Here is a 20,600-nt window from a genome sequence, read left to right as displayed (position 1 = left end):
TCAGACAAAGACCCCACAAAGTAGCATGGGAGTGTACTCCAACTTGTGCTAGCATCGAAAAACTAGATGAACTCCGAGCGTTTTTGCCTAAGTCATTGAGATAGGGGGAAAACGCCGTCAGCCGTCGTTCGAGCTGAAAGGGTCAGGAAAGAAATGCCCTGGCCTCCCGTATTTGGAAAGGTGTTTATGTTGCCACTTGAAGATGGTTTTTCCCGTCGCTTTTACTATTTGCGCCTGTCGATTACCGACGTGTGCAATTTTCGTTGTACCTACTGTTTGCCGGACGGTTATCGCCCCCCGGATGGCAACAAGGAGGGGCGCAAGTCGTTTCTCTCCCTGGAGGAGATACGCCGCATCGTCTCGGGCTTCGCCGCCATGGGCACCCGCAAGGTGCGCCTGACCGGGGGGGAACCCTCCCTGCGCCGTGACTTCACCGCCATCATAGAGACGGTGGCCAATACCCCCGGCATCGAGAAGGTGGCCATGACCACCAATGGCTATCGCTTGAAGGAGCGGGCCCAGGAGTGGTTCGATGCCGGGCTCAATGCCCTCAATGTCAGTGTCGACAGCCTGGATCCGCGCCAGTTTCACCAGATCACCGGCGAGAACAAGCTGGCGGAGGTGATGGAGGGGATAGAGGCGGCACTGGCCGCCGGCTTCAAGTCGGTGAAGATCAATGCAGTGCTGCTCAAGGGGCTCAACGACCAGCAACTGGATCAGTTTCTGGCCTGGATCAGGCACAAGCCCATAGAGCTGCGCTTCATCGAGTTGATGCAGACCGGGGAGATGGACAGCCTGTTTCGCGATCACCACACCAGCGGCGAGCTCATCAAGGAGCAACTGCTTGGCAATGGCTGGATCCAGCAATTGCGCGCGGTGGACGACGGCCCGGCCCAGGTGTTCATGCATCCTGAGTCAATGGGGGGAGTGGGGCTCATCATGCCCTACAGCAAGGACTTCTGCGCCGGTTGCAATCGGCTGCGGGTCTCCTCCGTGGGCAAGTTGCACCTCTGTCTGTTCGGTGACAACGGGGTGGAGTTGCGGGATCTGCTCGGTGACGACAGCCAGCATGAGGCCCTGCAACAGCGGATCCGCCAGGCGCTCACCGGCAAGGCCGCCACCCATCGTCTGCACGAGGGCAATGCCGGCATGACCCCCCATCTCGCCTCCATCGGCGGCTGAGAGCTCGCCGTCAGAGCAAAATAGCCATCGATTAATAAGCAATCCTCACATAGGGGTAATTTACCTTGCCCCTCTGCTGCCTTATTGCGCCAAGGGTTTGATCCAGCGCAATAATCCCCCCTGTTTATCTCCCTGGTGGTATATCGCTGGACTTGTGAGAGTCGCAATATACACCCACGCTTATAATTGGTATTGAAAATGCCAGTCACTGGCTCCGCACTCGAATTCTGTCCTGTGAAGAGGAATTGATATGCCTGATGGGGTCAATCTGTCACGCCGCAGCCTGTTTCGAGGACGACTGAGTGCGCCCAGACCCGAGGTACAGCTGCCCTGGTCTGTCTCCTGGACCGACTTCGTGGCCGATTGCACCCGGTGTGGCGACTGCCTGACGGCTTGCCCGGAACAGATCCTGGTCAAGGGGGACGGTGGCTTCCCGACGGTGGATTTCCAGCGTGGCGAGTGCACCTTCTGCGGCGAGTGCGTCAGCGCCTGCCAGGCGCCGGTGTTCAGGCCGACGACGCAGACGCCCTGGGACTATGTGGCCCACATCGAAGCGGGATGCCTGGCCAGTGCCCAGGTCTTCTGCCAGCGCTGTCAGGACAGTTGCGAGCAGCAGGCCATCCGTTTTTCTCCTCAGCTGGGGCGAGTCCCCACCCCCAGCATCCATACCGAGTCGTGCAATGGCTGTGGTGCCTGCGTGGCGGATTGTCCGGTCGGCAGTATCAGGGTGGGAGCCCCCCATCAGGGGGCGTCCACATGAAGCAAGGGATGAGCAAGTTGGAAAACAACCATATGACCCGAGAAGAGTTCCATGTATCCAGCCTGGTGGTACTGACCCAGCCCCCCTTGCGTCACCGGCTCGCAGAGCAGATTGCGGCTCTGGACGGGGCCGAGATCCATGCCGTCAGCGACGAAGGCAAGCTGGTGGTGACCCTGGAAGGGCCCAGCCAGCGCCCCATCATGGCGGCCATCGATGCGATCAATGCCATGCCGGGCGTGCTCTCTGCCGCCCTGATCTACCACCAGTTTGATGAAGTCGAAGCCGAGGGCAGGGAATAGCGCCATGAGGCTGGGCCGCGAGGTTCGCGATGCCCGAAGAAAGCAATAAAGCGCCATGACGCTGAGCCAGCGCGGCTCGTGACAATGGCTGTCATTGATGTGATTAAGCAATGCGAGGATATGTCATGAAGCTGAGTCGACGCGACTTTATGAAGGCCAATGCGGTGGCGGCAGCCGCTGCCGTGGCCGGAGTCAGTGCCCCCACCCTGGCGGCGAACCTTATTACCAGCACCGACAAGACTGCCATCACCTGGGACAAGGCGCCCTGCCGCTTCTGCGGCACCGGCTGCTCAGTGCTGGTGGGCTCCCAGGCTGGCCGTGTCGTGGCGACCCAGGGCGATCCCGATGCGCCGGTCAACCGTGGCCTCAACTGCATCAAGGGCTACTTCCTCTCCAAGATCATGTACGGCGAGGATCGCCTGACCCAGCCCATGCTGCGCATGACCAATGGCAAGTTCGACAAGAATGGCGACTTCGCCCCCATCAGCTGGGATCAGGCGTTCGACATCATGGCCGAGAAGTTCAAGGCCACCCTCAAGGAGAAGGGCCCGACCGCGGTCGGCATGTTCGGCTCCGGCCAGTGGACGGTGTGGGAAGGCTACGCCGCCGCCAAGCTGATGAAGGCGGGCCTGCGGACCAACAACCTGGATCCCAACGCCCGTCACTGCATGGCCTCGGCCGTGGTCGGTTTCATGCGCACCTTCGGCATGGATGAACCCATGGGCTGCTACGACGACATCGAGCAGGCCGACGCCTTCGTGCTCTGGGGCTCCAACATGGCCGAGATGCACCCCATCCTCTGGTCGCGGATGTCCGATCGCCGCCTCTCCAACCCGGATGTGCAGGTGCACGTGCTCTCCACCTTCGAGCACCGCAGCTTTGAGCTGGCGGACAACGGCATGGTGTTCACGCCCCAGACCGACTTGGCGATCCTCAACTACGTCGCCAACTACATCATCCAGAACGACAAGGTGAACTGGGACTTCGTCAACAAGCACACCCAGTTCCGCAAGGGGGTCACCGACATCGGCTACGGCCTGCGTCCGACCAATCCGCTGCAGCAGAAGGCCAAGAACCCGGACAGCGGCGACTCCACCCCCATGAGCTTCGAGGACTTCGCGAAATTCGTGGCGGATTACGACGTCGACTCAGTATCCAAGCTCTCCGGCGTGTCCAAAGATAAGCTGGAAAAACTGGCCCAGCTTTACGCCGATCCGGACAAGAAGGTGGTCTCCTACTGGACCATGGGCTTCAACCAGCACACCCGTGGCGTCTGGGCCAACAACCTCTGCTACAACATCCACCTGCTGACCGGCAAGATCTCCACCCCGGGCAGCGGTCCCTTCTCCCTGACCGGCCAGCCCTCCGCCTGCGGCACTGCGCGGGAAGTGGGCACCTTCGCCCACCGTCTGCCTGCCGACATGGTGGTCACCGATCCTGCGCACCGCGCCATCGCCGAGAAGATCTGGAAGCTGCCGGAAGGCACCATTCCCGAGCAGGTGGGTTATCACGCCGTGCTGCAAAACCGCATGCTCAAAGACGGCAAGCTCAACGCCTACTGGGTGATGTGCAACAACAACATGCAGGCCGGTCCCAACATGAACGAGGAGGGGCTGCCCGGTTATCGCAACCCGGCCAACTTCATCGTGGTCTCCGACCCTTATCCGACAGTGACCGCCCAGGCCGCCGATCTCATCCTGCCCACCGCCATGTGGGTGGAAAAAGAGGGGGCCTATGGCAACGCCGAGCGCCGCACCCAGTTCTGGCACCAGCAGGTCAAGGCGCCGGAAGGGGCCAAGTCCGACTTGTGGCAGCTGATGGAGTTCGCCAAGCGCTTCACCGTGGAAGAGGTGTGGCCGGCCGAGCTTATCGCCAAGATGCCGGAAGTGAAGGGCAAGACCCTGTTCGAGGTGCTCTATGCCAACGGTCAGGTCAACCAGTTCCCGAAAGAGCAGAGCAAGGGAGCGCTGAACGACGAGGCGGAACACTTCGGCTTCTACGTGCAAAAGGGCCTGTTCGAGGAGTACGCCTCCTTCGGTCGCGGCCATGGTCACGATCTGGCGCCGTTTGATCAGTACCACGAGGCGCGCGGCCTGCGCTGGCCGGTGGTGGACGGCAAGGAGACCCTGTGGCGCTATCGCGAAGGGTTCGACCCCTATGTGAAGGCGGGGGAAGGGGTGCGTTTCTACGGCAAACCCGATGGCAAGGCGGTCATCTTCGCGCTGCCCTATGAGCCGGCCGCCGAGGCACCGGATCAGGAGTACGACATGTGGCTCTCCACCGGCCGCGTGCTGGAGCACTGGCACACCGGCACCATGACCCGCCGGGTGCCCGAGCTCTATCGCGCCTTCCCGGATGCGGTGCTCTTCATGCACCCGGAAGATGCCAAGGCCCGTGGCGTGCGCCGTGGCGAAGAGGTGATAGTCGCCTCCCGCCGTGGCGAGGTGAAGACCCGGGTCGAGACCCGTGGTCGCAACCGTCCGCCCAAAGGCCTGGTGTTCATGCCCTTCTTCGATGCCAGCCAGCTGGTCAACAAGCTGACCCTGGACGCCACGGATCCGCTCTCCAAGGAGACGGATTACAAGAAGTGCGCCGTCAAGGTCATGAAGGCGTAAGGCGGGGCCGGGGGGATGAGTCGCAGCCGTCGCCAGTTCCTGGCAGACCTCGCCAAGGGGGCCTGCTCCGTGGGCCTGCTTGGGGCAGGGCTCGGTACTGTGGCCCGCCAGCAGGCGCAGGCGGTGCCCGCCCAGGCTCTGCGGCCGCCTGCGGCACTGGGGGAGGCTGACTTCCTCGGTGCCTGCGTGCGCTGCGGGCTCTGCGCCCTGGCCTGTCCCTACGACACCCTCAAGCTCGCCCGGCTGCTGGATCCCGTGACCACGGGCACCCCCTATTTCGAGGCGCGCGCCGTCCCCTGCGAGATGTGTGACGACATCCCTTGCGTGGTGGCCTGCCCGAGCGGTGCCCTGGATCAGGGGATGACCGACATCGATCAGGCGCGCATGGGGGTGGCGGTGCTCATCGATCACGAGACCTGCCTCAACTATCTGGGCCTGCGCTGCGATGTCTGTTATCGGGTCTGCCCCTTGATAGACAAGGCGATCACCCTAGAGCTGCAACGCAATCCGCGCACCGGCAAGCACGCCATGTTTCTGCCCACTGTACACAGCGACATCTGCACCGGCTGCGGCAAGTGCGAGCACGCCTGCGTGCTGGAGACGGCGGCCATCAAGGTGGTGCCCCATGGGCTCGCCAAGGGTGAGCTCGGTCATCACTACCGGCTCGGCTGGGAAGAGAAGGCCAAGGCGGGCAAGTCCCTCATCGGTGAGCGACTCACCCTGCCCACCCGCAAACCGGAGGGGCTATGAGTCGTTATCCGGGGGCCGAGGCCAGCGCCAGGCTGGGCTGGTGGCGCGCCCACCGCTTCCTGCTGCTGCGCCGCCTCAGCCAGTTTGGCGTGCTGGGGCTCTTCCTGCTGGGGCCGCTGGCGGGGGTCTGGATCCTCAAGGGCAACCTCTCCAGCTCTTTATTGCTGGAGACGGTGCCCCTCACGGATCCCCTGACTCTGCTGCAGTCGGTGGCGGCGGGCCTTTGGCCCATCACCACCCTCTGGCTCGGGGCGGCACTGGTGCTGCTGGGGTACTGGCTGGTTGGGGGGCGGGTGTTCTGCTCCTGGGTCTGTCCGGTCAACCTCATTACGGACGCTGCCGCCTGGGTCAGGGCCCGGCTTGGGCTCAAGGGCAACGGCCAGTTCAACCGCAACACCCGCTATTGGCTGCTGGCCATGGTGCTGGTGGCGCCCGCCATCACGGGCGTGCTGGTGTGGGAGCTGGTCAATCCGGTCTCTTTGGCCATGCGCGGCCTGCTGTTTGGCATGGGGGCGGGTTGGGGTCTGCTGGTGGCCCTGTTCCTGTTCGACCTCTTGGTGGTGGAGCGGGGCTGGTGTGGTCATCTCTGTCCGGTGGGGGCCTTCTATGCCCTGGTCAACCGGGTCGGGTTTATCAAGATTTCTGCCAGGGGGCGTGAGCGGTGCAGCAACTGCATGGATTGTTATGCGGTCTGCCCGGAGCGTCCCATCCTGCGCGGCCCGGTTCACGGGGCCAGGCGCGGTCACGGGCCCTTGATTGTGGCTCAGGAGTGTACCAACTGCGGCCGTTGCATCGATGTCTGCGCGGAGCAAGTTTTCGAAATCACTACAGGTTTTGCCGTCAAGGCAGAGAAAACGTCGGAGAACAAATAATGAAAAAGCTGATTGGAGCAATGCTGGCCTGCCTGATGGCGGGCTCCTTGATGGCAGCCACCCCCGAGATCACCAACAGCACGGGGGGGATCAAGTCGGAGCGGGGGAGTACGGATCTGGTCACGGAGGCAGATGCGGCCCCCATGAAGAACTATCGCAAGGATGGGGATCTCTATGATCGCCAGTACATGCATCAGCCGCCGCTGATCCCCCACGATACTCGCAACTACGAGGTGGACAACAAGGTCAACAAGTGCCTGGCCTGCCACAGCTTCAAGAACGCCAGCAAGATGAAGGCCCCCAAGATCAGCCCGACGCACTTCGAGACCCGCGACGGCATGACCCTTGGCGAGGTGTCCCCCCGTCGCTACTTCTGCCTGCAGTGCCACGTGCCGCAAGCGGATGCCAAGCCGCTGGTGGAAAATACCTTTAAACCAGTTGAAGCGCTGAACTGAGGAGCCAACTAGATGAAATTACCTGGCTTTATCCAGCGTCTGTGGACCACCTTCAAATCCCCCTCGAAGGCGGCCCTCTGGGTGCTGCTGCTGATGGGCTTCTTCGGCGGCGTCATCTTCTGGGGCGGCTTCAACACCGCCATGGAAGCCTCCAACACCGAGAAGTTCTGTACCGGTTGTCACGAGATGAAGGACAACGTCTTCGTGGAGTACCGCGACACCATCCACTACGCCAACCGCTCGGGGGTGCGCGCCAGCTGCCCCGATTGCCACGTGCCCCACGAATGGACCTACAAGATCATTCGCAAGGTGCAGGCCTCCAAGGAGCTGTGGGGCATGCTGACCGGCAAGGTGGATACCCGCGAGAAGTTTGAATCCCACCGCCGGGAGATGGCGGAGCGGGAGTGGCAGCGGATGAAGGACACGGATTCCCGCGAGTGCCGCAACTGCCACAACTTCGAGTACATGGACTTCTCCCTGCAAGGGCGGCGGGCGGCCCAGATGCACTCCACCAACCTGGCAAGCGGTCAGAATACCTGCATCGATTGTCACAAGGGGATAGCGCATCAGCTGCCTGACATGAAGGGCGTGGAAGGGTTCTAAGGTGCCGGGCCATCGAAGCGCATAGCGCCGCTTCGATGGCCTTTGATTTTTATGGGCCTTTTAACCCCCTCAGCCAGACATCTTTTGATAGAATCCCTCCCCGGCAACGCGGCGCCCCTGTCGGCGCGCATTCACCGACCGGCATGGCCGGGTGACGCGTCCCCCTCTTCTCCTCTCGTGGTCAATGAATGATTGACAGGATTTGTCCTATGGCATCCAGAAACATGGCACCCAAAAACAGCGAATTCATCCCTCTCAAGATCGCCGTGCTGACGGTCTCCGACAGCCGCACCGCCGCCGACGACAGCTCGGGGGATTACTTGGTATCGGCTTTGACCCAGGCGGGGCATCAGCTCGCGGATCGGGCCCTGTGCGCCGACAACCTGTTCAGGATCCGGGCCCAGGTGAGCCAGTGGATCGTCGACGAGGCGGTGCAGGTGGTGCTGATCAACGGCGGCACCGGCTTCAATGAACAGAACCGGGTGCCGGAGGCTGTGGGGGTGCTGTTCGAGCGCACCGTACAGGGCTTTGGCGAGATGTTCCGCCAGCTCTCCTTCGCCGAGATAAAAGGCTCGGCCATGCAGAGCCGCGCCCTGGCGGGGCTCGCCAATCGCACCCTGATCTGCTGCCTGCCGGGCTCCACCGGCGCCTGCCAGCTCGGCTGGGAGCAGCTCATCCGGGATCAGCTGGACGCCCGCACCAGGCCGTGCAACTTCGTGTCCCATCTGTGATCTCGGGAGTTTTCCCGGATCATCCATCTTATTTTTCGATAGGGGAATAGATGAACCTGACCCATCTCAACCAGAGCGGCGAAGCCCACATGGTAGATGTGACCGACAAGCAGGTCACAGAACGTGAAGCCCGCGCCGAGGCCTTCGTGACCATGGCCCCCGCGACCCTGGCCCTGATCCTCGGCGGTCAGCACCACAAGGGGGACGTGTTCGCCACCGCCCGCATCGCCGGCATCATGGCGGCCAAGAAGACCGCCGATCTCATCCCCCTCTGCCATCCCCTGGCACTGACCCGGGTGGAGGTAGAGATCGAGGCCCAGCCCGAGCACAATAGGGTCCATATCCGCACCCTCTGCAAGCTCTCGGGCAAGACAGGGGTGGAGATGGAGGCGCTCACCGCTGCGTCCGTGGCGGCCCTGACCATCTACGACATGTGCAAGGCGGTGCAGAAGGACATGGTGATAGAGCAGCTGCGGTTAGTGGAGAAGAAGGGCGGCAAGTCCGGCCACTTCCAGCTGGGCCCCCAGGCAGGAGAGAAGGCATGATCAAGGTACTGTTTTTTGCGCAAGTGCGTGAGCTGGTGGGCTGCGACGAGCTCAGCTTGCCCTGTGACTATGCCAGTGCCGACGCCCTTCGCGCGGCCTTGTGCGAGCGCGGCGATAAGTGGGCCCTGGCGCTGGAGTCGGGCAAGCTGCTGGTGGCGGTCAACCAGACCCTGGTGCCGCTCGAGACGCCGCTTAATGATGGTGATGAAGTCGCCTTCTTCCCCCCCGTGACTGGAGGCTGAGGATGAGCGAGATAACGACCGTGGATCGCACCACTGAGCTGTGGGACGGGGATGAGGCCGCCTTCTTCCCTCTCCTTCCAGTAACGACCGGAGGCTGAGGATGAGCGAGATAATGACCGTGGATCGCACCACTGAGCTGTGCGGTGGCGATGAAGTCGCCTTCTTCCCTCTCCTTCCAGTAACGACTGGAGGCTGAGGATGAGCGAGATAACGACCGTGGATCGCACCACTGAGCTGTGGGACGGGGATGAGGCCGCCTTCTTCCCTCTCCTTCCAGTAACGACCGGAGGCTGAGGATGAGCGAGATAACGACAGTGGATCGCATCCTGGTGCAGCGGGCCGACTTCTCCCTGGGAGAGGAGTATGAGCGCCTCGCCACCCGCCATGACAGCGGCGCCATCGTCACCTTCGTCGGCAAGGTGCGTGACTTCAATCAGGGGGAGGAGGTCTTGGGGCTCTCCCTCGAGCACTACCCCGGCATGACCGAGAAGGCGCTGACGGACATAGTCACAGAGGCCCGTGGCCGCTGGCCGTTGCAGGAGTGCACCCTTATTCACCGTATCGGCGATCTGCTGCTCGGGGATCAAATCGTGCTGGTGGCGGTGAGCAGCGCCCACAGGGACGCCGCGTTCGAGGCCTGCCACTTCATCATGGATTTCTTGAAGACCCGGGCACCCTTCTGGAAAAAAGAGCTGACCGCCGAGGGCGTTCATCGCTGGGTCGAGGCGAAGCAGAGCGATGACGCCGCCGCCGCCCGCTGGCGGCAAGCGCCCTAGCCGGCTCGGCTCGATGACAGGCGAGTGCCCGCGGGCGCTTGCCACTACTTGCTTCGGGTACGCCGGAGCCTCAAGGAGACAGGGAATGAAGAAACAGTTGTCCGTGGTGTTGCTCGGTCTGTTCGCAGGCGCCTTGCACAGCGGGGCCGCTCGGGCCGATGACGTCAGGGTGGCCGTGGCCGCCAACTTCAAGGGAACCCTGGAGCGCATCGGCAAGGAATTCACCGCCAAGACAGGCCACAACGTCGTCATCAGCGCGGCGGCCACTGGGGTGCTCTACACCCAGATCACCCACGGCGCCCCCTTCGATCTCTTCCTCTCCGCCGACGTGGCCACCCCTCAAAAACTGGAGGCGGAGGGCAAGGGGCGCGGTCGCTTCACCTACGCCATCGGCCAGCTCGGCCTGTGGAAGAAGGGGGGACCTGCCCCCGATGAGGCAAGCCTGCGCAGCTGGAAGGGCAACCTCGCTATCGCCAACCCCAAGACCGCCCCCTATGGCACCGCCGCCATGGCAACCCTGACCCACCTCAAGATAGATCCTAAGCAGTATCGAGTGCTGACCGGCACCAATATCAGTCAGACCTGGCAGTTCGTGGACACGGGCAACGCTAAGCTCGGCTTCGTCGCCTGGGCCAACCTGGTGGAGGCGGGCAAGACAGGCGAAGCCTGGGCCGTGCCGGCCAGCTTCTACCCGCCCATAGAGCAGCAGGGGCTGGTGCTGAAGAAGGGGGAGGCGGTGGATGCGCTGGTGGCCTGGCTCAAGGGCCCGGGCCAGAGCACCATCAAGGCTGCGGGCTATGCCTTGCCGCAATGATGGCATGAACGCCAATCTCCCATGACCACTGGCCGGCCTCAGGGCCGGCCAGGCTTTGCAATGAGGATGCATAACATGTTGCTGCTCGAACCAGGGAGGGATATGCCCCATGAGTGAAGGGGATCTGCTGGCGGCGTTTAGCTCGACCCTGAAGCTACGTCCTCGCCCCCATGGCTTCGCATTTCTCATTCAAACCCGAGAGGTGCCGCTATGAGTGAAGGGGATCTGCTGGCCGTCTGGCTCACCCTGAAGCTGGCGGCCAGCACCACCGTCATACTGCTGCTACTGTCGCCGCCGCTTGCCTGGTGGCTCTCCCGCAGCCAGCACCGGCTGCGGCCGCTGGTGGAGGCCCTGGTGGCGCTGCCCCTGGTGTTGCCGCCGACCGTGCTCGGTTTCTATTTGCTGCTCGCCTTCTCGCCGGAGTATGGCCTCGGCGCCTGGTGGCGGGAGACCTTCGGGACAACCCTGGCCTTCAGCTTCCTCGGCCTGCTGTTTGCCTCCATCCTCTATTCGCTCCCCTTCGTGGTGCAGCCTCTTACCTCCGCCTTCGTCAACATGGGCAACAAGGAGCTCGAGGCCGCCGCCACCCTGGGGCTAGGGCCCCTCGAGCGCTTCTTTCAGATCATCTTGCCGATGACGCTGCCGAGCTTCGTGATGGCGGCGGCGCTGGGCTTTGCCCATACCCTGGGGGAGTTTGGCGTGGTGCTGATGATTGGCGGCAACATCCCGGGGGAGACCCAGGTGCTCTCCATCGCCCTCTTTGATCACGTGGAAGCCATGGATTATCAACATGCCCACTACTTGGCAGGCGGCCTGATGGGCTTCTCCCTGGTGATGCTGGTGCTGGTCTATGGGGTCTTGCAGCGCCGGCAGCGGAGGCTGTTCGGATGAGCCTGCACCTCAAGGCCAACCGTGCGTTCGGCTCCTTCACCCTGGCATGCGATCTGGCGCTGCCCCTCGGCGGCATTCTCGGCCTCTTTGGCCCCTCCGGCTGTGGCAAGAGCACCTTGCTGCGCATCATCGCCGGGCTGGACCGCGCGCCCTCGGACGTCCTGCACTGGCAGGGGCGTGATCTGGCGGCCCTGCTGCCGGAAGCGCGCCGCATCGGGCTGGTGTTCCAGGACTCCCGCCTCTTCCCCCATATGACGGTGCTTGGCAACCTGCAACTGGCGGCGGGCAAGGGGCGAGGGCGCTGGCAGCCCGAGGTGCTGGCGATGCGGCTCGGCTTTGCCGATCTGCTGGGGCAGCCCGCCCACGCCCTCTCCGGCGGCCAGCGCCAGCGGGTGGCCCTGGGGCGGGCCCTGCTGGCGGAGCCCGATCTGCTGCTGCTCGATGAGCCCTTCTCGGCGCTGGACAGCCGCAGCCGCATCCATCAGGCCCATGTGCTCAAGGGGTTGCAGCGCGAAAGCGGCATCCCCATGATCTTCGTGAGCCACGCCATGGAGGAGGTGAGCCTGCTGTGCGATCAGCTGGTGCTGCTGGCTGACGGCAGGCTGGAGGCGCAAGGCAGGCCGAGCGAGATCTTCGCCCGCACCGACCTCTCCCTCGCCAGTCGCGACGATGTGGGCGTCATGCTGACGGCGACCCTGGCCCACTACGACGACGATGAACAGATGGCGACCCTGCAACTCGGGGATCAGAGCCTGATGGTCACCATGGAGCATGCCCCCGACGAGACAGGGGAGTTGCAGATCAAGGTGGCGGGGCGGGATCTGGTGATCGCCACCGCCCCCATAGCGCACTCCAGCCTCTCCAACTGCCTCGCTACCCGACTGCTCGAGGTGAGGGAGGTGAGGCCGGGGCAAACCCTGTTGCAGTTGGCGCTGGGGCAGCAGATACTGCTGGCTCGGATCACCAGCCGCTCCGCGAAACGGCTGGCGCTGGTGCCCGGGCAGCGCCTCTACGCCTACATCAAGGCGGTGAGCCTGGTGGGAGAGGGCTGAGGGGCGTGTCGCCACAGCATGGGCAGCAAGGCCGTCGGTGGCCGCTATCGAGTCGAGAGGGAGAGCACGGGTGCGTCGCAACCAGGTAATGAAATCCCATGGATTGGCCTTGCGCAGCGCGGGGGAGGGCCCCTTGTTGCTGTTGCTGCACGGCCTTGGCTCCTCCAGCCTCGACTGGCAGGCCCAGATCGAGCACTTCTCCCAGCACTATCGGGTGGTGGCGCTGGACCTGCGCGGCCACGGCCAGAGCATGCAGGAGGGCCCCTTCGATGTGCCCACCCTGGCGGCAGACGTGGCCCGCTGGCTCGAGGAGCAGCCGGAACCCGCCTGGGTGGTGGGACTCTCGCTCGGGGCCATGGTGGCGCTGGAGCTGGCGCTGCGACTGCCCCACAAGGTGCAGGGGCTGGTGCTGGTCAACGGTTTCAGCGAGTTTTTGCTGGAGACGCCAAAAGAGCAGGAGCGCCATGCCATGCGCCTCAAGTGGCTGCGCTGGTTTGGCATGCGGCCGCTCGCCTGGTGGCTGGGGCGCGAGCTCTTCCCCGGCCCCGAGCTCGCTCCGGTGCGCCACACCTTCCGGCTGCGCTTCGTGCGCAGCAACAAAAAAAAGACTTATCGTGCGCTGCTGGAGGCGCTGCCCGGCTGGTCGGTGCGTGCCCGACTCGGCAGCCTTTGGCAGCCGGTGGCCATCATCTCCACCAGTCACGACTACCTGCCGCTCGCCAAACGGGTGGAGCAGTTCGCCTCTCTGCCCAACGCCAGCATCCATACCCCGGAGGGCCATCACGCCTGGCCTGCGGAAGATCCCGCCGGGTTCAATCATTTGCTTCACCGGATTTTAGAAACTCATTAAACTTGTCGCCCCTTAGCCTTATTACCCGTGTATGTATTGGTCCGATCGCCTTGCCAATGGCACAAGGCAAGGCAATCGGACCCATTTTGCTCTATTTAACAGGTATTTCCTCATGTCTGAAGTAATGAAAATGGCCATCGATGATGGCTCCACCAACGTCAAGGTGAGCTGGATCGAGAACAAGGTGCTCAAGACCATCATCTCCCCCAACTCCTTTCGTAAGGATTGGAAGAGCGCCGCCTTGCGCAAGGACAAGAAGATCTACAACTACGAAATAGGCAACACCAAGTACACCTATGACGCCACCTCGGACAAGTCCCTGGCGACCACCCATGTGGAGTACCAGTACGACGATCTCAACCTGCTCTCCGTGCACCACGCCCTGCTGCAGACCGGCGTGACCCCCTGCGACGTGGCCATCACTGTCACCCTGCCCATCACCGAGTTCTACAACCCGGACGATTGCCAGCGCAACGAAGAGAAGATAGAGAAGAAGCGGCGCAACCTGATGCGGGCCATCAGCCTCAACAAGGGGGAGCTGTTCAACATCGTCAGCGTGGAAGTCATGCCGGAGAGCCTGCCCGCCGCACTCTCCCGCCTGATTGGCTCTGGCTGCAACGAGTTCACCAAGACCCTGGTGATCGACTGCGGTGGCACCACCCTGGACATGGGGATCATCGTCGGCGAGTTTGACGACGTCTCCGATGTGTATGGCAACAACGAGATCGGTGTCTCCATGGTGACAGACGCCACTCGCAAGGCACTGGCGGCGGCGGACAGCGACTCCAGCTATCTGGTGGCCAACGAGTTCATCAAGCGTCGCCACGACATGAGCTTCGTGCGGGACGTGGTCAACGACGAGAGCCAGATCCCCAAGATCCTCGAGAAGATGCAGAACAAGATCGACGAGCTGGGCTCCCAGGTGGCGCACGAGGCGAAGAAGTTCGCCAAGAACCCGAACCGGGTCTACCTGGTCGGCGGCGGCGCCTCCCTGATCCATGAGGCCATCAAGGCCGCCTACCCGACCCTGGGTGACAGGGTGGAGCTGCTGGACGATGCCCAGTCAGCCCTGGCCCGGGAGATCTGTCTCTACACCACGGAAGAGGAAGAAGTCTACCGGGAAGCGGCCGTGATGGCCGGGGTGGCGGATGAGTAGCCAGCTCAAGCGCATGACCTTCTCCATCTTCATGGATCCGGGTGCGCTGGAGTCTGATCGCTATGCCGCCGGGGTCTTGCAGAGCTGGTACCAGCGGGCGCGCAAGATCCAGGACGATGTGGAGGAGTTCGACTTCTCCAAGAGTCGCTTTCACAAGGACATCTACCTCTCCGGCATGTTCATGTATGTGCTGGCCCCCAGCCTGTGCAAGGCGGTGGCCAATGCCTTCGGCCCCGAGCAGGTGAATTTCGAAACCTTGCGCCATGTCTTTGCCAGCTGTGGTTTCGCGCTGGGGGAGGGGGCAGCCCCTGCCGTGAGCGACACCCTGATCGACGAGATAGTGGCCAGGCTGGCCCCTCGCCTTGGTCAGGACAACAGTGCCCAGATGGTGGAAGAGATAGTGCAACGCCTGGGTCAGCCCCAGGCCATGCCCTCTTCGGATCATCTGGTGAACGAGATAGTGAGCCGGCTCGGCGAGCAGCAGCCCACCGAGCTGTGGGATGAGCTGAGGCAGGGGCTGCCAGCCCCGCTCGATCACGATCTGCTGGCCGAAACCATAGCGGGCAAGCTGCCCGTGGCGGCGGCCGAGCAGGATCTGGCGCCCCTTGCCAGCAGCATCCAGCTGCTCTCGCGCCAGCTGGAGGAGCAATCCCGGCTCATTCGCGAGCAGCACCGGCTGATCCAGCGACTGGCCAGCGCCCCGGCCCGCCAGGGTGCGGCAGGCGCCGAGGCAGAGCCTCTGGTGGAGGATCTCTCGAGCCAGGTCGCGAACATGAAGAAGGTCAAGGCCAAGGGGATCTTCTAGGGCGCATGGCTGGGTCTCTGCGTTCCCATGCAAAAAAGCCGAACCCCTGGGTTCGGCTTTTTTGTGGGTTTTGCCACTCAGGGCTGGGAGCAGACCGGACAATCCGGGCGCTTGGGCAGCTTCATCTCGCGAAAGCTGCCACCCAGGCCGTCGATCATCAGCAGGCGGCCGCTGTTGCTCTTGCCCATGCCGGCAAGCAGCTTGATGGCTTCCAGCGCCTGCAGGCTGCCCACCAGTCCGACCACGGGAGCCAGCACCCCGGCCTCGACACAGGTCAGGGACTGCTCGCCAAACAGGGCGCTCAGGCAGGCGTAGCAGGGTTCGTCCGCCTGCCAGGTGAAGCTGCACAGCTGCCCCTCCAGCCGGATGGCGGCACCGGACACCAGCGGTACCCGATGCTGGCGGGCGCGCTGATTGAGCAGGTTGCGGATGGCGACGTTGTCGGTGCAGTCGAGCACCAGCTGGTGGCTGGGCAGCAGGGCATCGAGCAGCGCCTCGTCTGCGAGGAGGGCGTGAGTCTCCACCTCGAGCCAGGGATTGAGGGCCCGCAGCGCCAGGGCGGCGGAGTCCACCTTGTACATGCCGATGCGCTCGTCGCTGTGCAGCACCTGGCGCTGCAGGTTGGAGAGCTCCACCCGATCGAAATCCACCAGGGTGAGGTGGCCGACCCCGGCCACCGCCAGGTACTGGCTGGCGGCGCAGCCAAGGCCCCCGGCGCCTATCACCAGCACCCGCGCCTGCTTGAGCGCCTCCTGTCCCTCGAAGTCGAAAGACTTGAGCACTATCTGGCGGTTGTAGCGAAGGAGCTCGGCATCGCTCAGGATCTCGCTCACAGCAGCAGCCCCGAGAAGGGCTCGACGGTCACCGTCTCACCGGCGGCCACCTTGCCCCGTGCCTGCTCGAGGACTATGTAGCAGTTGGCCCGGGAGAGGGAGCTGAAGACGCCGGAGTCCTGGGAGCCGGTGCTGCGCACCTCCAGGCCGTTCGGGCCAAGGCTCAGGATGCCGCGCTGGAAGTCCAGGCGCCCCGGCGCCTTCTTGAGGGGCTCGGCAGCCATGGCCTGCAACGGCAGGGGGCGCGCGAAGTGGTGGCCGGCCAGCTTGGCCAGCGCCGGTTGCACCAGCTGATCGAAGGTGACCATGGCGGAGACAGGGTTGCCCGGCAGGCCGAAGAACCAGGCGTTCGGCAGACGGCCGAAGGCAAAGGGCTTGCCCGGCTTGATGGCGAGCTTCCAGAAGCCGATTTCGCCAAGCTCTTCCAGCAACTGCTTGGTGAAGTCCGCCTCCCCGACCGAGACGCCCCCCGTGGTGATCAGGGCATCGGCCTCGCGGTCGGCCTGAATGAAGGCGGCGCGCAGCTGAGCGGGGTCGTCGGGGATGATGCCAAGATCCAGGCACTCTATGCCCATGCGGGCCAGCATGGCCTTGACCCCGTAGCGGTTGGAGTCATAGATGTCGCCATGGGCGAGGGGGGTTCCCACCGGCTTAAGTTCATCGCCAGTGCTGAAGATGGCGACCTTGAGGGGGCGGCGCACCGTCACCGTGGCGATGCCGAGCGAGGCCAGCAGCGGCAGCTCCCGGGGGCTGAGGCGCAGGCCGCTGGCCAGCACCCGGGACCCTTCGGCCAGGTCCTCGCCGCGGCGGCGGATGTTCTGGCCAAGGAAGGGGGTCGTCAGAAAAGTGATCCCGTTGGCGCCCTCCTGCGTTTCTTCCTGCATCACCACCGCATCCGTGCCCGCCGGTACAGGGGCGCCTGTCATGATGCGGATGCAGTGACCTGCCGGCCATTCGCCCTCATAGGGTTGGCCGGCGAAGGCCTTGCCCGCCACGGGGAGCGGGGCGCCGGCGGCGAGATCGGCAAGGCGCACGGCATAGCCGTCCATGGCGGCGTTGTCGAAGGGGGGCACCGACAGGGGGGAGCTGATCTCCTCGGCCAGTATCCGATCCAGCGCCTGGGGCAGCGGCAACTGCTCCGTCTCGCAGCGGCAGCTCAGTTGTTCCAGCATCCCTTGCAGGGCCTTGTCCAAGGGGAGGAGTGCACCGGTATCGAATCCCATCATCATGACCTCTCTGGTGTATAGGGGGCGGATTATCCCAAAAATCTGCCCCCATGGGCAGGCGGATCGCGCAGGAAGGGGGGATAAAGCCGCTTTTGCCGCGATGAGAGGGGCTGTCATCCCCTTGAATTACCTCCTTGTGGGTGGCGTGCGGCCCGGCAGACGCCGCCCCTGGCACCAGCGGCCGCGCACCGGCCAGCGAGGGGCCGGACCATTGACCCTATGCCCCCCCCGAACGGGGAGGGGAGGAGAGGGTAAAACGGGGTGGTTTGGCATAAAGTCGGGTAGCGGGCTTGAGTTAGTTTGAATTATGACAATAATCGCCCTGTAACATTGCGCCACGGCACCACGTCGATGGCCAGCACAGTCCCTGAGCGTGGGAGAGAAACAAGATGACGAGCTTTAGCCAGGAAGCCCTGTTGGTCAGGGCAGCGCTCGAGGCCGAGGGCCTGGAGACACCACTGGTGGCCAATGGGTTGAACGGCCAGCAGAAGAAGGAAAACATCGAAGGCCATATGCGCGCCATCATGGAGACGCTTGGGCTGGATCTGGCCGATGACAGTCTGGCCGAGACGCCGCACCGCATCGCCAAGATGTACGTGAACGAGATCTTCTCCGGCCTCGACTACGCCACCTTCCCCAAGGTGACGGTGATCGAGAACAAGATGAAGGTGGACGAGATGATCATGGTGCGGGACATCAGTCTCACCAGCACCTGTGAGCATCACTTCGTCACCATAGACGGGCTGGCTCACGTGGCCTACATCCCCCGTGGCAAGGTGATCGGGCTGTCGAAGATCAACCGCATAGTGCAGTTCTTCGCCCGCCGTCCCCAGGTGCAGGAGCGGCTCACCCAGCAGATCCTGCTGGCGCTGCAGACCCTGCTCGGCACCAGGGACGTGGCCATCAGCATCAGGGCGACCCACTTCTGCGTGAAGGCCCGTGGGGTGATGGATTCGACCTCCTATACCACCACCACCTCCCTCGGCGGCGTCTTCAAGACCCAGCCAGACACCCGCGCCGAGTTTCTCGGTGGCCTGAAAGGCTAGTCACCCAGGGGCATGTCCCACCGACATGCCCCGACTTCCTCTTCCCTCCCGTCTGCCCACCCCGGTTTATTTTCTGAAAAAATTCTAAAGGGATGCCCGCGTGCGCCGATACAGCTCACCGTGCCGCGAGATGGTCTGTTTGACACCCGTTTGGCCCCCTCGTCCGTGCCGATACGGATGAGATTTGAATGACTGCTATGGATGGCAGCTAGCGTGCTTGCGCCTCGAAGGGCCAGCGCCGACGAATGCCACTTGATGACCCATATGCAGGACATGCCATGAACACCATGACGATAGGCAAGAAACTCACCGCCGGCTTTGCCGTACTCGGCCTGATGATGGCCTTTATCGGCGGTTTTTCACTGTTTGAATTCAGCACCATGAACCGGGCCGCCACCGGGTTCACCGACAGCATACTGCCCGCCGTGGTGCGCACCAGCACCCTGGGGGAGACCATCAATGCGGTGCGCCGCTATGAGCTGGATGTCTTTCTGGTGGCGGACGATCCCCAGCAGCAGGCCCATTACCGCAATGAGAGCGAGAAGAGCCTGAGGGAGGCCGGGCAGCAGATAGCGGCCCACGATGCCACCATCTGGGCGGAGGATGTGGAGGAGCGCCGCACCTTCGACATCGTCAAGGCGGACTGGGAGAAATACCTCGGCCTGCACCAGCGCATCAGGCAGATGCAGGACGCCGGTCAGATGACCGAGGCCCAGCACCTCTTCATGGGAGAGGGGATCACCCTCTACACCAACCTGGCCAAGTCGGTTGGCGACCTGGTACGCATCAACCATGGCTATGCCGACGCCTCCCGCAAGGTGGTGGTGGGGGCGTATGACTCCGCCAAGCTGAGCGTCACCCTTGCCCTGCTGGTTGGTCTGGCGCTGGTGATCTGCCTCTCTGTGGTGCTGACCCGCCAGATCCGCGACCCGCTCATCATGCTGGCCCGTCAGGCCCAGCGCATCGCGGGCGGCGATCTCGGCAAGGGGGAGCTGCAGGAGTGGATCCGTGGCAGTCGCTTCAACCGCGACGAGCTGGGTCAGCTCGGCTCGGCCATCGACCGCATGCAGGGGGCGCTGGCGGACCTGGTGAGCGAGATAGCCGGCTCGGTGAGCCAGCTCAGCAGCGCTGTGGAGGAGGTGAGCGCCATCTCCGAGCAGTCCGCCAAGGGCATGGCCAGCCAGCAGAGCGAGGTGTCCCAGGTGGCCACCGCCATGAACGAGATGCAGTCCACCGTCAATGAGGTGGCCCGCAACACCACGGATGCCATGAGCGCGGCCAAGGAGGCCTCCCGCACCTCGACCCAGGGCAACCAGGTGGTGCGCAGCGCCATCGGCAGCATAGAGCAGGTGTCCCAGCAGATAGAGCAGGCGGGCACTGTGGTGTCGCAGCTGGAAGCGGACAGCGCCAGCATCAGCATGGTGCTGGATGTCATTCGCGGCATCGCCGAGCAGACCAACCTGCTGGCACTCAACGCGGCCATAGAGGCGGCACGGGCCGGCGAGCAGGGGCGTGGTTTTGCGGTCGTCGCGGACGAAGTGCGCTCCCTGGCCCAGCGTACCCAGGCCTCCACCGCCGAGATCAGCAAGATGATAGCGCTGCTGCAGGAGCGCACCGCCGAAGCGGGCAACGCCATGCAACTGAGCCGTCAGCAGATGCAGGAGAGCGTCGGACTGGCACGGGAAGCGGGGGGCAGCATCGACAGCATCAACGGCGCCGTCACCCAGATCAGCGACATGAACACCCTGATCGCCACCGCCACCGAAGAGCAGAACGCGGTGACCGAGGAACTCAACCGCAGCATAGTGAACATCCACAATGCCGCCGACGAGAACGCCCAGGGGGCGCAGCAGACCGCCCAGGCCTGTGTCGAGCTGAGCAAGCTGGCCAACAACCTGCACCATATGACCCAGCGCTTCACCCTCTAAGCCTTGACCCACGGATAGCAGAAGGCCCCGCCAATCGGTGGGGCCTTGTTGTTTCTGGCGTATTGCTTGGGGCTGACTATGTCGCCGTCAGCTCAGGCCGACTATCTCGCCGTCGTCGTCGATGCCGTTATGGCGCTCAGGGAGGGCAGGCTGCCGGTGCGGTTATCAG

22 protein-coding genes and 1 riboswitch are annotated in these 20,600 nt (G+C 63.5%); of the genes, 20 read left to right on the top strand and 2 right to left on the bottom strand.

All coding sequences use genetic code 11. The annotated features are described in order from the left end of the window. Positions 1-59 precede the first annotated feature (59 nt). A riboswitch (molybdenum cofactor riboswitch) is annotated at positions 60-199 on the top strand. The 18 genes from moaA to ACFWHB_RS14265 all read left to right on the top strand — a co-directional run bounded on the left by moaA (position 187) and on the right by ACFWHB_RS14265 (position 15,398). Further along, positions 187-1,182 carry a GTP 3',8-cyclase MoaA gene (moaA, locus tag ACFWHB_RS14350; RefSeq protein WP_106887341.1) on the top strand — a complete coding sequence of 332 codons (996 nt, stop codon included), beginning with the start codon at positions 187-189 and terminating at the stop codon, positions 1,180-1,182. It overlaps the preceding riboswitch by 13 nt. A 250-nt stretch (positions 1,183-1,432) precedes the next feature. After that, a complete protein-coding gene (gene napF, locus ACFWHB_RS14345) occupies positions 1,433-1,942 on the top strand; it encodes a ferredoxin-type protein NapF (protein WP_395948718.1) in 510 nt (169 codons plus the stop codon). A gap of 8 nt (positions 1,943-1,950) precedes the next feature. Next, positions 1,951-2,241, top strand: coding sequence for a chaperone NapD (locus ACFWHB_RS14340; RefSeq protein WP_226989672.1), 291 nt, complete (start codon positions 1,951-1,953; stop codon positions 2,239-2,241). A gap of 125 nt (positions 2,242-2,366) precedes the next feature. Next, complete coding sequence (gene napA / locus ACFWHB_RS14335) at positions 2,367-4,856, top strand: nitrate reductase catalytic subunit NapA (RefSeq protein ID WP_168235444.1); 2,490 nt, start codon at positions 2,367-2,369, stop codon at positions 4,854-4,856. A 15-nt stretch (positions 4,857-4,871) separates the two neighbouring features. Further along, complete coding sequence (gene napG, locus ACFWHB_RS14330) at positions 4,872-5,606, top strand: ferredoxin-type protein NapG (protein ID WP_289975535.1); 735 nt, start codon at positions 4,872-4,874, stop codon at positions 5,604-5,606. Continuing rightward, the gene (gene napH / locus ACFWHB_RS14325; RefSeq protein ID WP_111913680.1) at positions 5,603-6,478 is read left to right on the top strand and encodes a quinol dehydrogenase ferredoxin subunit NapH; all 876 of its coding nucleotides are present in this window, start codon (positions 5,603-5,605) and stop codon (positions 6,476-6,478) included. Before napG ends, napH begins: the two co-directional genes overlap by 4 nt. Next, entirely contained in the window at positions 6,478-6,933 is a 456-nt protein-coding gene (locus ACFWHB_RS14320; RefSeq protein ID WP_106887336.1) for a nitrate reductase cytochrome c-type subunit, read from the top strand. The genes napH and ACFWHB_RS14320 overlap by 1 nt, the downstream gene beginning before the upstream one ends. Before the next feature lie 12 nt (positions 6,934-6,945). Then, entirely contained in the window at positions 6,946-7,536 is a 591-nt protein-coding gene (locus ACFWHB_RS14315; protein WP_025326410.1) for a cytochrome c3 family protein, read from the top strand. Positions 7,537-7,760: 224 nt separating this feature from the next. Beyond that, on the top strand, positions 7,761-8,267 hold the full coding sequence (gene moaB, locus ACFWHB_RS14310) for a molybdenum cofactor biosynthesis protein B (RefSeq protein ID WP_106887335.1): 507 nt from the start codon (positions 7,761-7,763) through the stop codon (positions 8,265-8,267). A gap of 50 nt (positions 8,268-8,317) precedes the next feature. Next, positions 8,318-8,812: a cyclic pyranopterin monophosphate synthase MoaC gene (gene moaC, locus ACFWHB_RS14305; RefSeq protein ID WP_393936314.1), complete on the top strand. Its 495-nt coding sequence runs from the start codon at positions 8,318-8,320 to the stop codon at positions 8,810-8,812. Beyond that, positions 8,809-9,054 (top strand): molybdopterin synthase sulfur carrier subunit, encoded by a 246-nt coding sequence (moaD, locus tag ACFWHB_RS14300; protein WP_290028802.1) that lies wholly within the window; start codon positions 8,809-8,811, stop codon positions 9,052-9,054. The genes moaC and moaD overlap by 4 nt, the downstream gene beginning before the upstream one ends. Before the next feature lie 296 nt (positions 9,055-9,350). Beyond that, positions 9,351-9,830: a molybdopterin synthase catalytic subunit MoaE gene (moaE, locus tag ACFWHB_RS14295; RefSeq protein WP_395948717.1), complete on the top strand. Its 480-nt coding sequence runs from the start codon at positions 9,351-9,353 to the stop codon at positions 9,828-9,830. Positions 9,831-9,915: 85 nt separating this feature from the next. Beyond that, on the top strand, positions 9,916-10,644 hold the full coding sequence (gene modA / locus ACFWHB_RS14290; RefSeq protein WP_395948716.1) for a molybdate ABC transporter substrate-binding protein: 729 nt from the start codon (positions 9,916-9,918) through the stop codon (positions 10,642-10,644). 210 nt (positions 10,645-10,854) lie between these two features. Further along, entirely contained in the window at positions 10,855-11,535 is a 681-nt protein-coding gene (gene modB, locus ACFWHB_RS14285) for a molybdate ABC transporter permease subunit (protein WP_106887331.1), read from the top strand. Continuing rightward, positions 11,532-12,587, top strand: a complete 1,056-nt coding sequence (modC, locus tag ACFWHB_RS14280) for a molybdenum ABC transporter ATP-binding protein (protein ID WP_395948715.1) — start codon at positions 11,532-11,534, stop codon at positions 12,585-12,587. The genes modB and modC overlap by 4 nt, the downstream gene beginning before the upstream one ends. A 70-nt stretch (positions 12,588-12,657) precedes the next feature. Continuing rightward, positions 12,658-13,437 carry an alpha/beta fold hydrolase gene (locus ACFWHB_RS14275; RefSeq protein WP_025326418.1) on the top strand — a complete coding sequence of 260 codons (780 nt, stop codon included), beginning with the start codon at positions 12,658-12,660 and terminating at the stop codon, positions 13,435-13,437. Positions 13,438-13,549: 112 nt separating this feature from the next. Continuing rightward, positions 13,550-14,593, top strand: coding sequence for a plasmid segregation protein ParM domain-containing protein (gene parM, locus ACFWHB_RS14270; RefSeq protein WP_234568201.1), 1,044 nt, complete (start codon positions 13,550-13,552; stop codon positions 14,591-14,593). Next, positions 14,586-15,398 carry a hypothetical protein gene (locus tag ACFWHB_RS14265; RefSeq protein ID WP_395948714.1) on the top strand — a complete coding sequence of 271 codons (813 nt, stop codon included), beginning with the start codon at positions 14,586-14,588 and terminating at the stop codon, positions 15,396-15,398. Before parM ends, ACFWHB_RS14265 begins: the two co-directional genes overlap by 8 nt. A gap of 77 nt (positions 15,399-15,475) precedes the next feature. Here ACFWHB_RS14265 and moeB read toward each other — a convergent pair whose 3' ends face one another. Then, positions 15,476-16,231 carry a molybdopterin-synthase adenylyltransferase MoeB gene (gene moeB / locus ACFWHB_RS14260; RefSeq protein ID WP_395948713.1) on the bottom strand — a complete coding sequence of 252 codons (756 nt, stop codon included), beginning with the start codon at positions 16,229-16,231 and terminating at the stop codon, positions 15,476-15,478. Next, positions 16,228-17,454 carry a molybdopterin molybdotransferase MoeA gene (gene moeA / locus ACFWHB_RS14255; RefSeq protein ID WP_395950210.1) on the bottom strand — a complete coding sequence of 409 codons (1,227 nt, stop codon included), beginning with the start codon at positions 17,452-17,454 and terminating at the stop codon, positions 16,228-16,230. The genes moeB and moeA overlap by 4 nt, the downstream gene beginning before the upstream one ends. A gap of 392 nt (positions 17,455-17,846) precedes the next feature. Here moeA and folE point away from each other — a divergent pair, with 392 nt between their 5' ends. Further along, complete coding sequence (folE, locus tag ACFWHB_RS14250) at positions 17,847-18,503, top strand: GTP cyclohydrolase I FolE (protein WP_395948712.1); 657 nt, start codon at positions 17,847-17,849, stop codon at positions 18,501-18,503. A 278-nt stretch (positions 18,504-18,781) separates the two neighbouring features. Next, positions 18,782-20,431 (top strand): methyl-accepting chemotaxis protein, encoded by a 1,650-nt coding sequence (locus tag ACFWHB_RS14245; protein WP_395948711.1) that lies wholly within the window; start codon positions 18,782-18,784, stop codon positions 20,429-20,431. Positions 20,432-20,600: the final 169 nt, after the last annotated feature.

The organism is Aeromonas mytilicola subsp. aquatica (assembly GCF_044336385.1).
Lineage (GTDB): Bacteria > Pseudomonadota > Gammaproteobacteria > Enterobacterales > Aeromonadaceae > Aeromonas > Aeromonas rivipollensis.
The sequence above is the reverse complement of the archived record's forward strand: the minus strand, read 5'-3'. Positions and strand labels throughout refer to the sequence as shown.

What these genes read in the sequence shown, in the direction of transcription:
- moaA (WP_106887341.1), top strand. Translation starts at nt 187, where the DNA reads ATGTTGCCACTTGAAGATGGTTTTTCCCGTCGCTTTTACTATTTGCGC.
- napF (WP_395948718.1), top strand. Translation starts at nt 1,433, where the DNA reads ATGCCTGATGGGGTCAATCTGTCACGCCGCAGCCTGTTTCGAGGACGA.
- ACFWHB_RS14340 (WP_226989672.1), top strand. Translation starts at nt 1,951, where the DNA reads ATGAGCAAGTTGGAAAACAACCATATGACCCGAGAAGAGTTCCATGTA.
- napA (WP_168235444.1), top strand. Translation starts at nt 2,367, where the DNA reads ATGAAGCTGAGTCGACGCGACTTTATGAAGGCCAATGCGGTGGCGGCA.
- napG (WP_289975535.1), top strand. Translation starts at nt 4,872, where the DNA reads ATGAGTCGCAGCCGTCGCCAGTTCCTGGCAGACCTCGCCAAGGGGGCC.
- napH (WP_111913680.1), top strand. Translation starts at nt 5,603, where the DNA reads ATGAGTCGTTATCCGGGGGCCGAGGCCAGCGCCAGGCTGGGCTGGTGG.
- ACFWHB_RS14320 (WP_106887336.1), top strand. Translation starts at nt 6,478, where the DNA reads ATGAAAAAGCTGATTGGAGCAATGCTGGCCTGCCTGATGGCGGGCTCC.
- ACFWHB_RS14315 (WP_025326410.1), top strand. Translation starts at nt 6,946, where the DNA reads ATGAAATTACCTGGCTTTATCCAGCGTCTGTGGACCACCTTCAAATCC.
- moaB (WP_106887335.1), top strand. Translation starts at nt 7,761, where the DNA reads ATGGCACCCAAAAACAGCGAATTCATCCCTCTCAAGATCGCCGTGCTG.
- moaC (WP_393936314.1), top strand. Translation starts at nt 8,318, where the DNA reads ATGAACCTGACCCATCTCAACCAGAGCGGCGAAGCCCACATGGTAGAT.
- moaD (WP_290028802.1), top strand. Translation starts at nt 8,809, where the DNA reads ATGATCAAGGTACTGTTTTTTGCGCAAGTGCGTGAGCTGGTGGGCTGC.
- moaE (WP_395948717.1), top strand. Translation starts at nt 9,351, where the DNA reads ATGAGCGAGATAACGACAGTGGATCGCATCCTGGTGCAGCGGGCCGAC.
- modA (WP_395948716.1), top strand. Translation starts at nt 9,916, where the DNA reads ATGAAGAAACAGTTGTCCGTGGTGTTGCTCGGTCTGTTCGCAGGCGCC.
- modB (WP_106887331.1), top strand. Translation starts at nt 10,855, where the DNA reads ATGAGTGAAGGGGATCTGCTGGCCGTCTGGCTCACCCTGAAGCTGGCG.
- modC (WP_395948715.1), top strand. Translation starts at nt 11,532, where the DNA reads ATGAGCCTGCACCTCAAGGCCAACCGTGCGTTCGGCTCCTTCACCCTG.
- parM (WP_234568201.1), top strand. Translation starts at nt 13,550, where the DNA reads ATGTCTGAAGTAATGAAAATGGCCATCGATGATGGCTCCACCAACGTC.
- ACFWHB_RS14265 (WP_395948714.1), top strand. Translation starts at nt 14,586, where the DNA reads ATGAGTAGCCAGCTCAAGCGCATGACCTTCTCCATCTTCATGGATCCG.
- moeA (WP_395950210.1), bottom strand. Translation starts at nt 17,454, where the DNA reads ATGGGATTCGATACCGGTGCACTCCTCCCCTTGGACAAGGCCCTGCAA.
- folE (WP_395948712.1), top strand. Translation starts at nt 17,847, where the DNA reads ATGACGAGCTTTAGCCAGGAAGCCCTGTTGGTCAGGGCAGCGCTCGAG.
- ACFWHB_RS14245 (WP_395948711.1), top strand. Translation starts at nt 18,782, where the DNA reads ATGAACACCATGACGATAGGCAAGAAACTCACCGCCGGCTTTGCCGTA.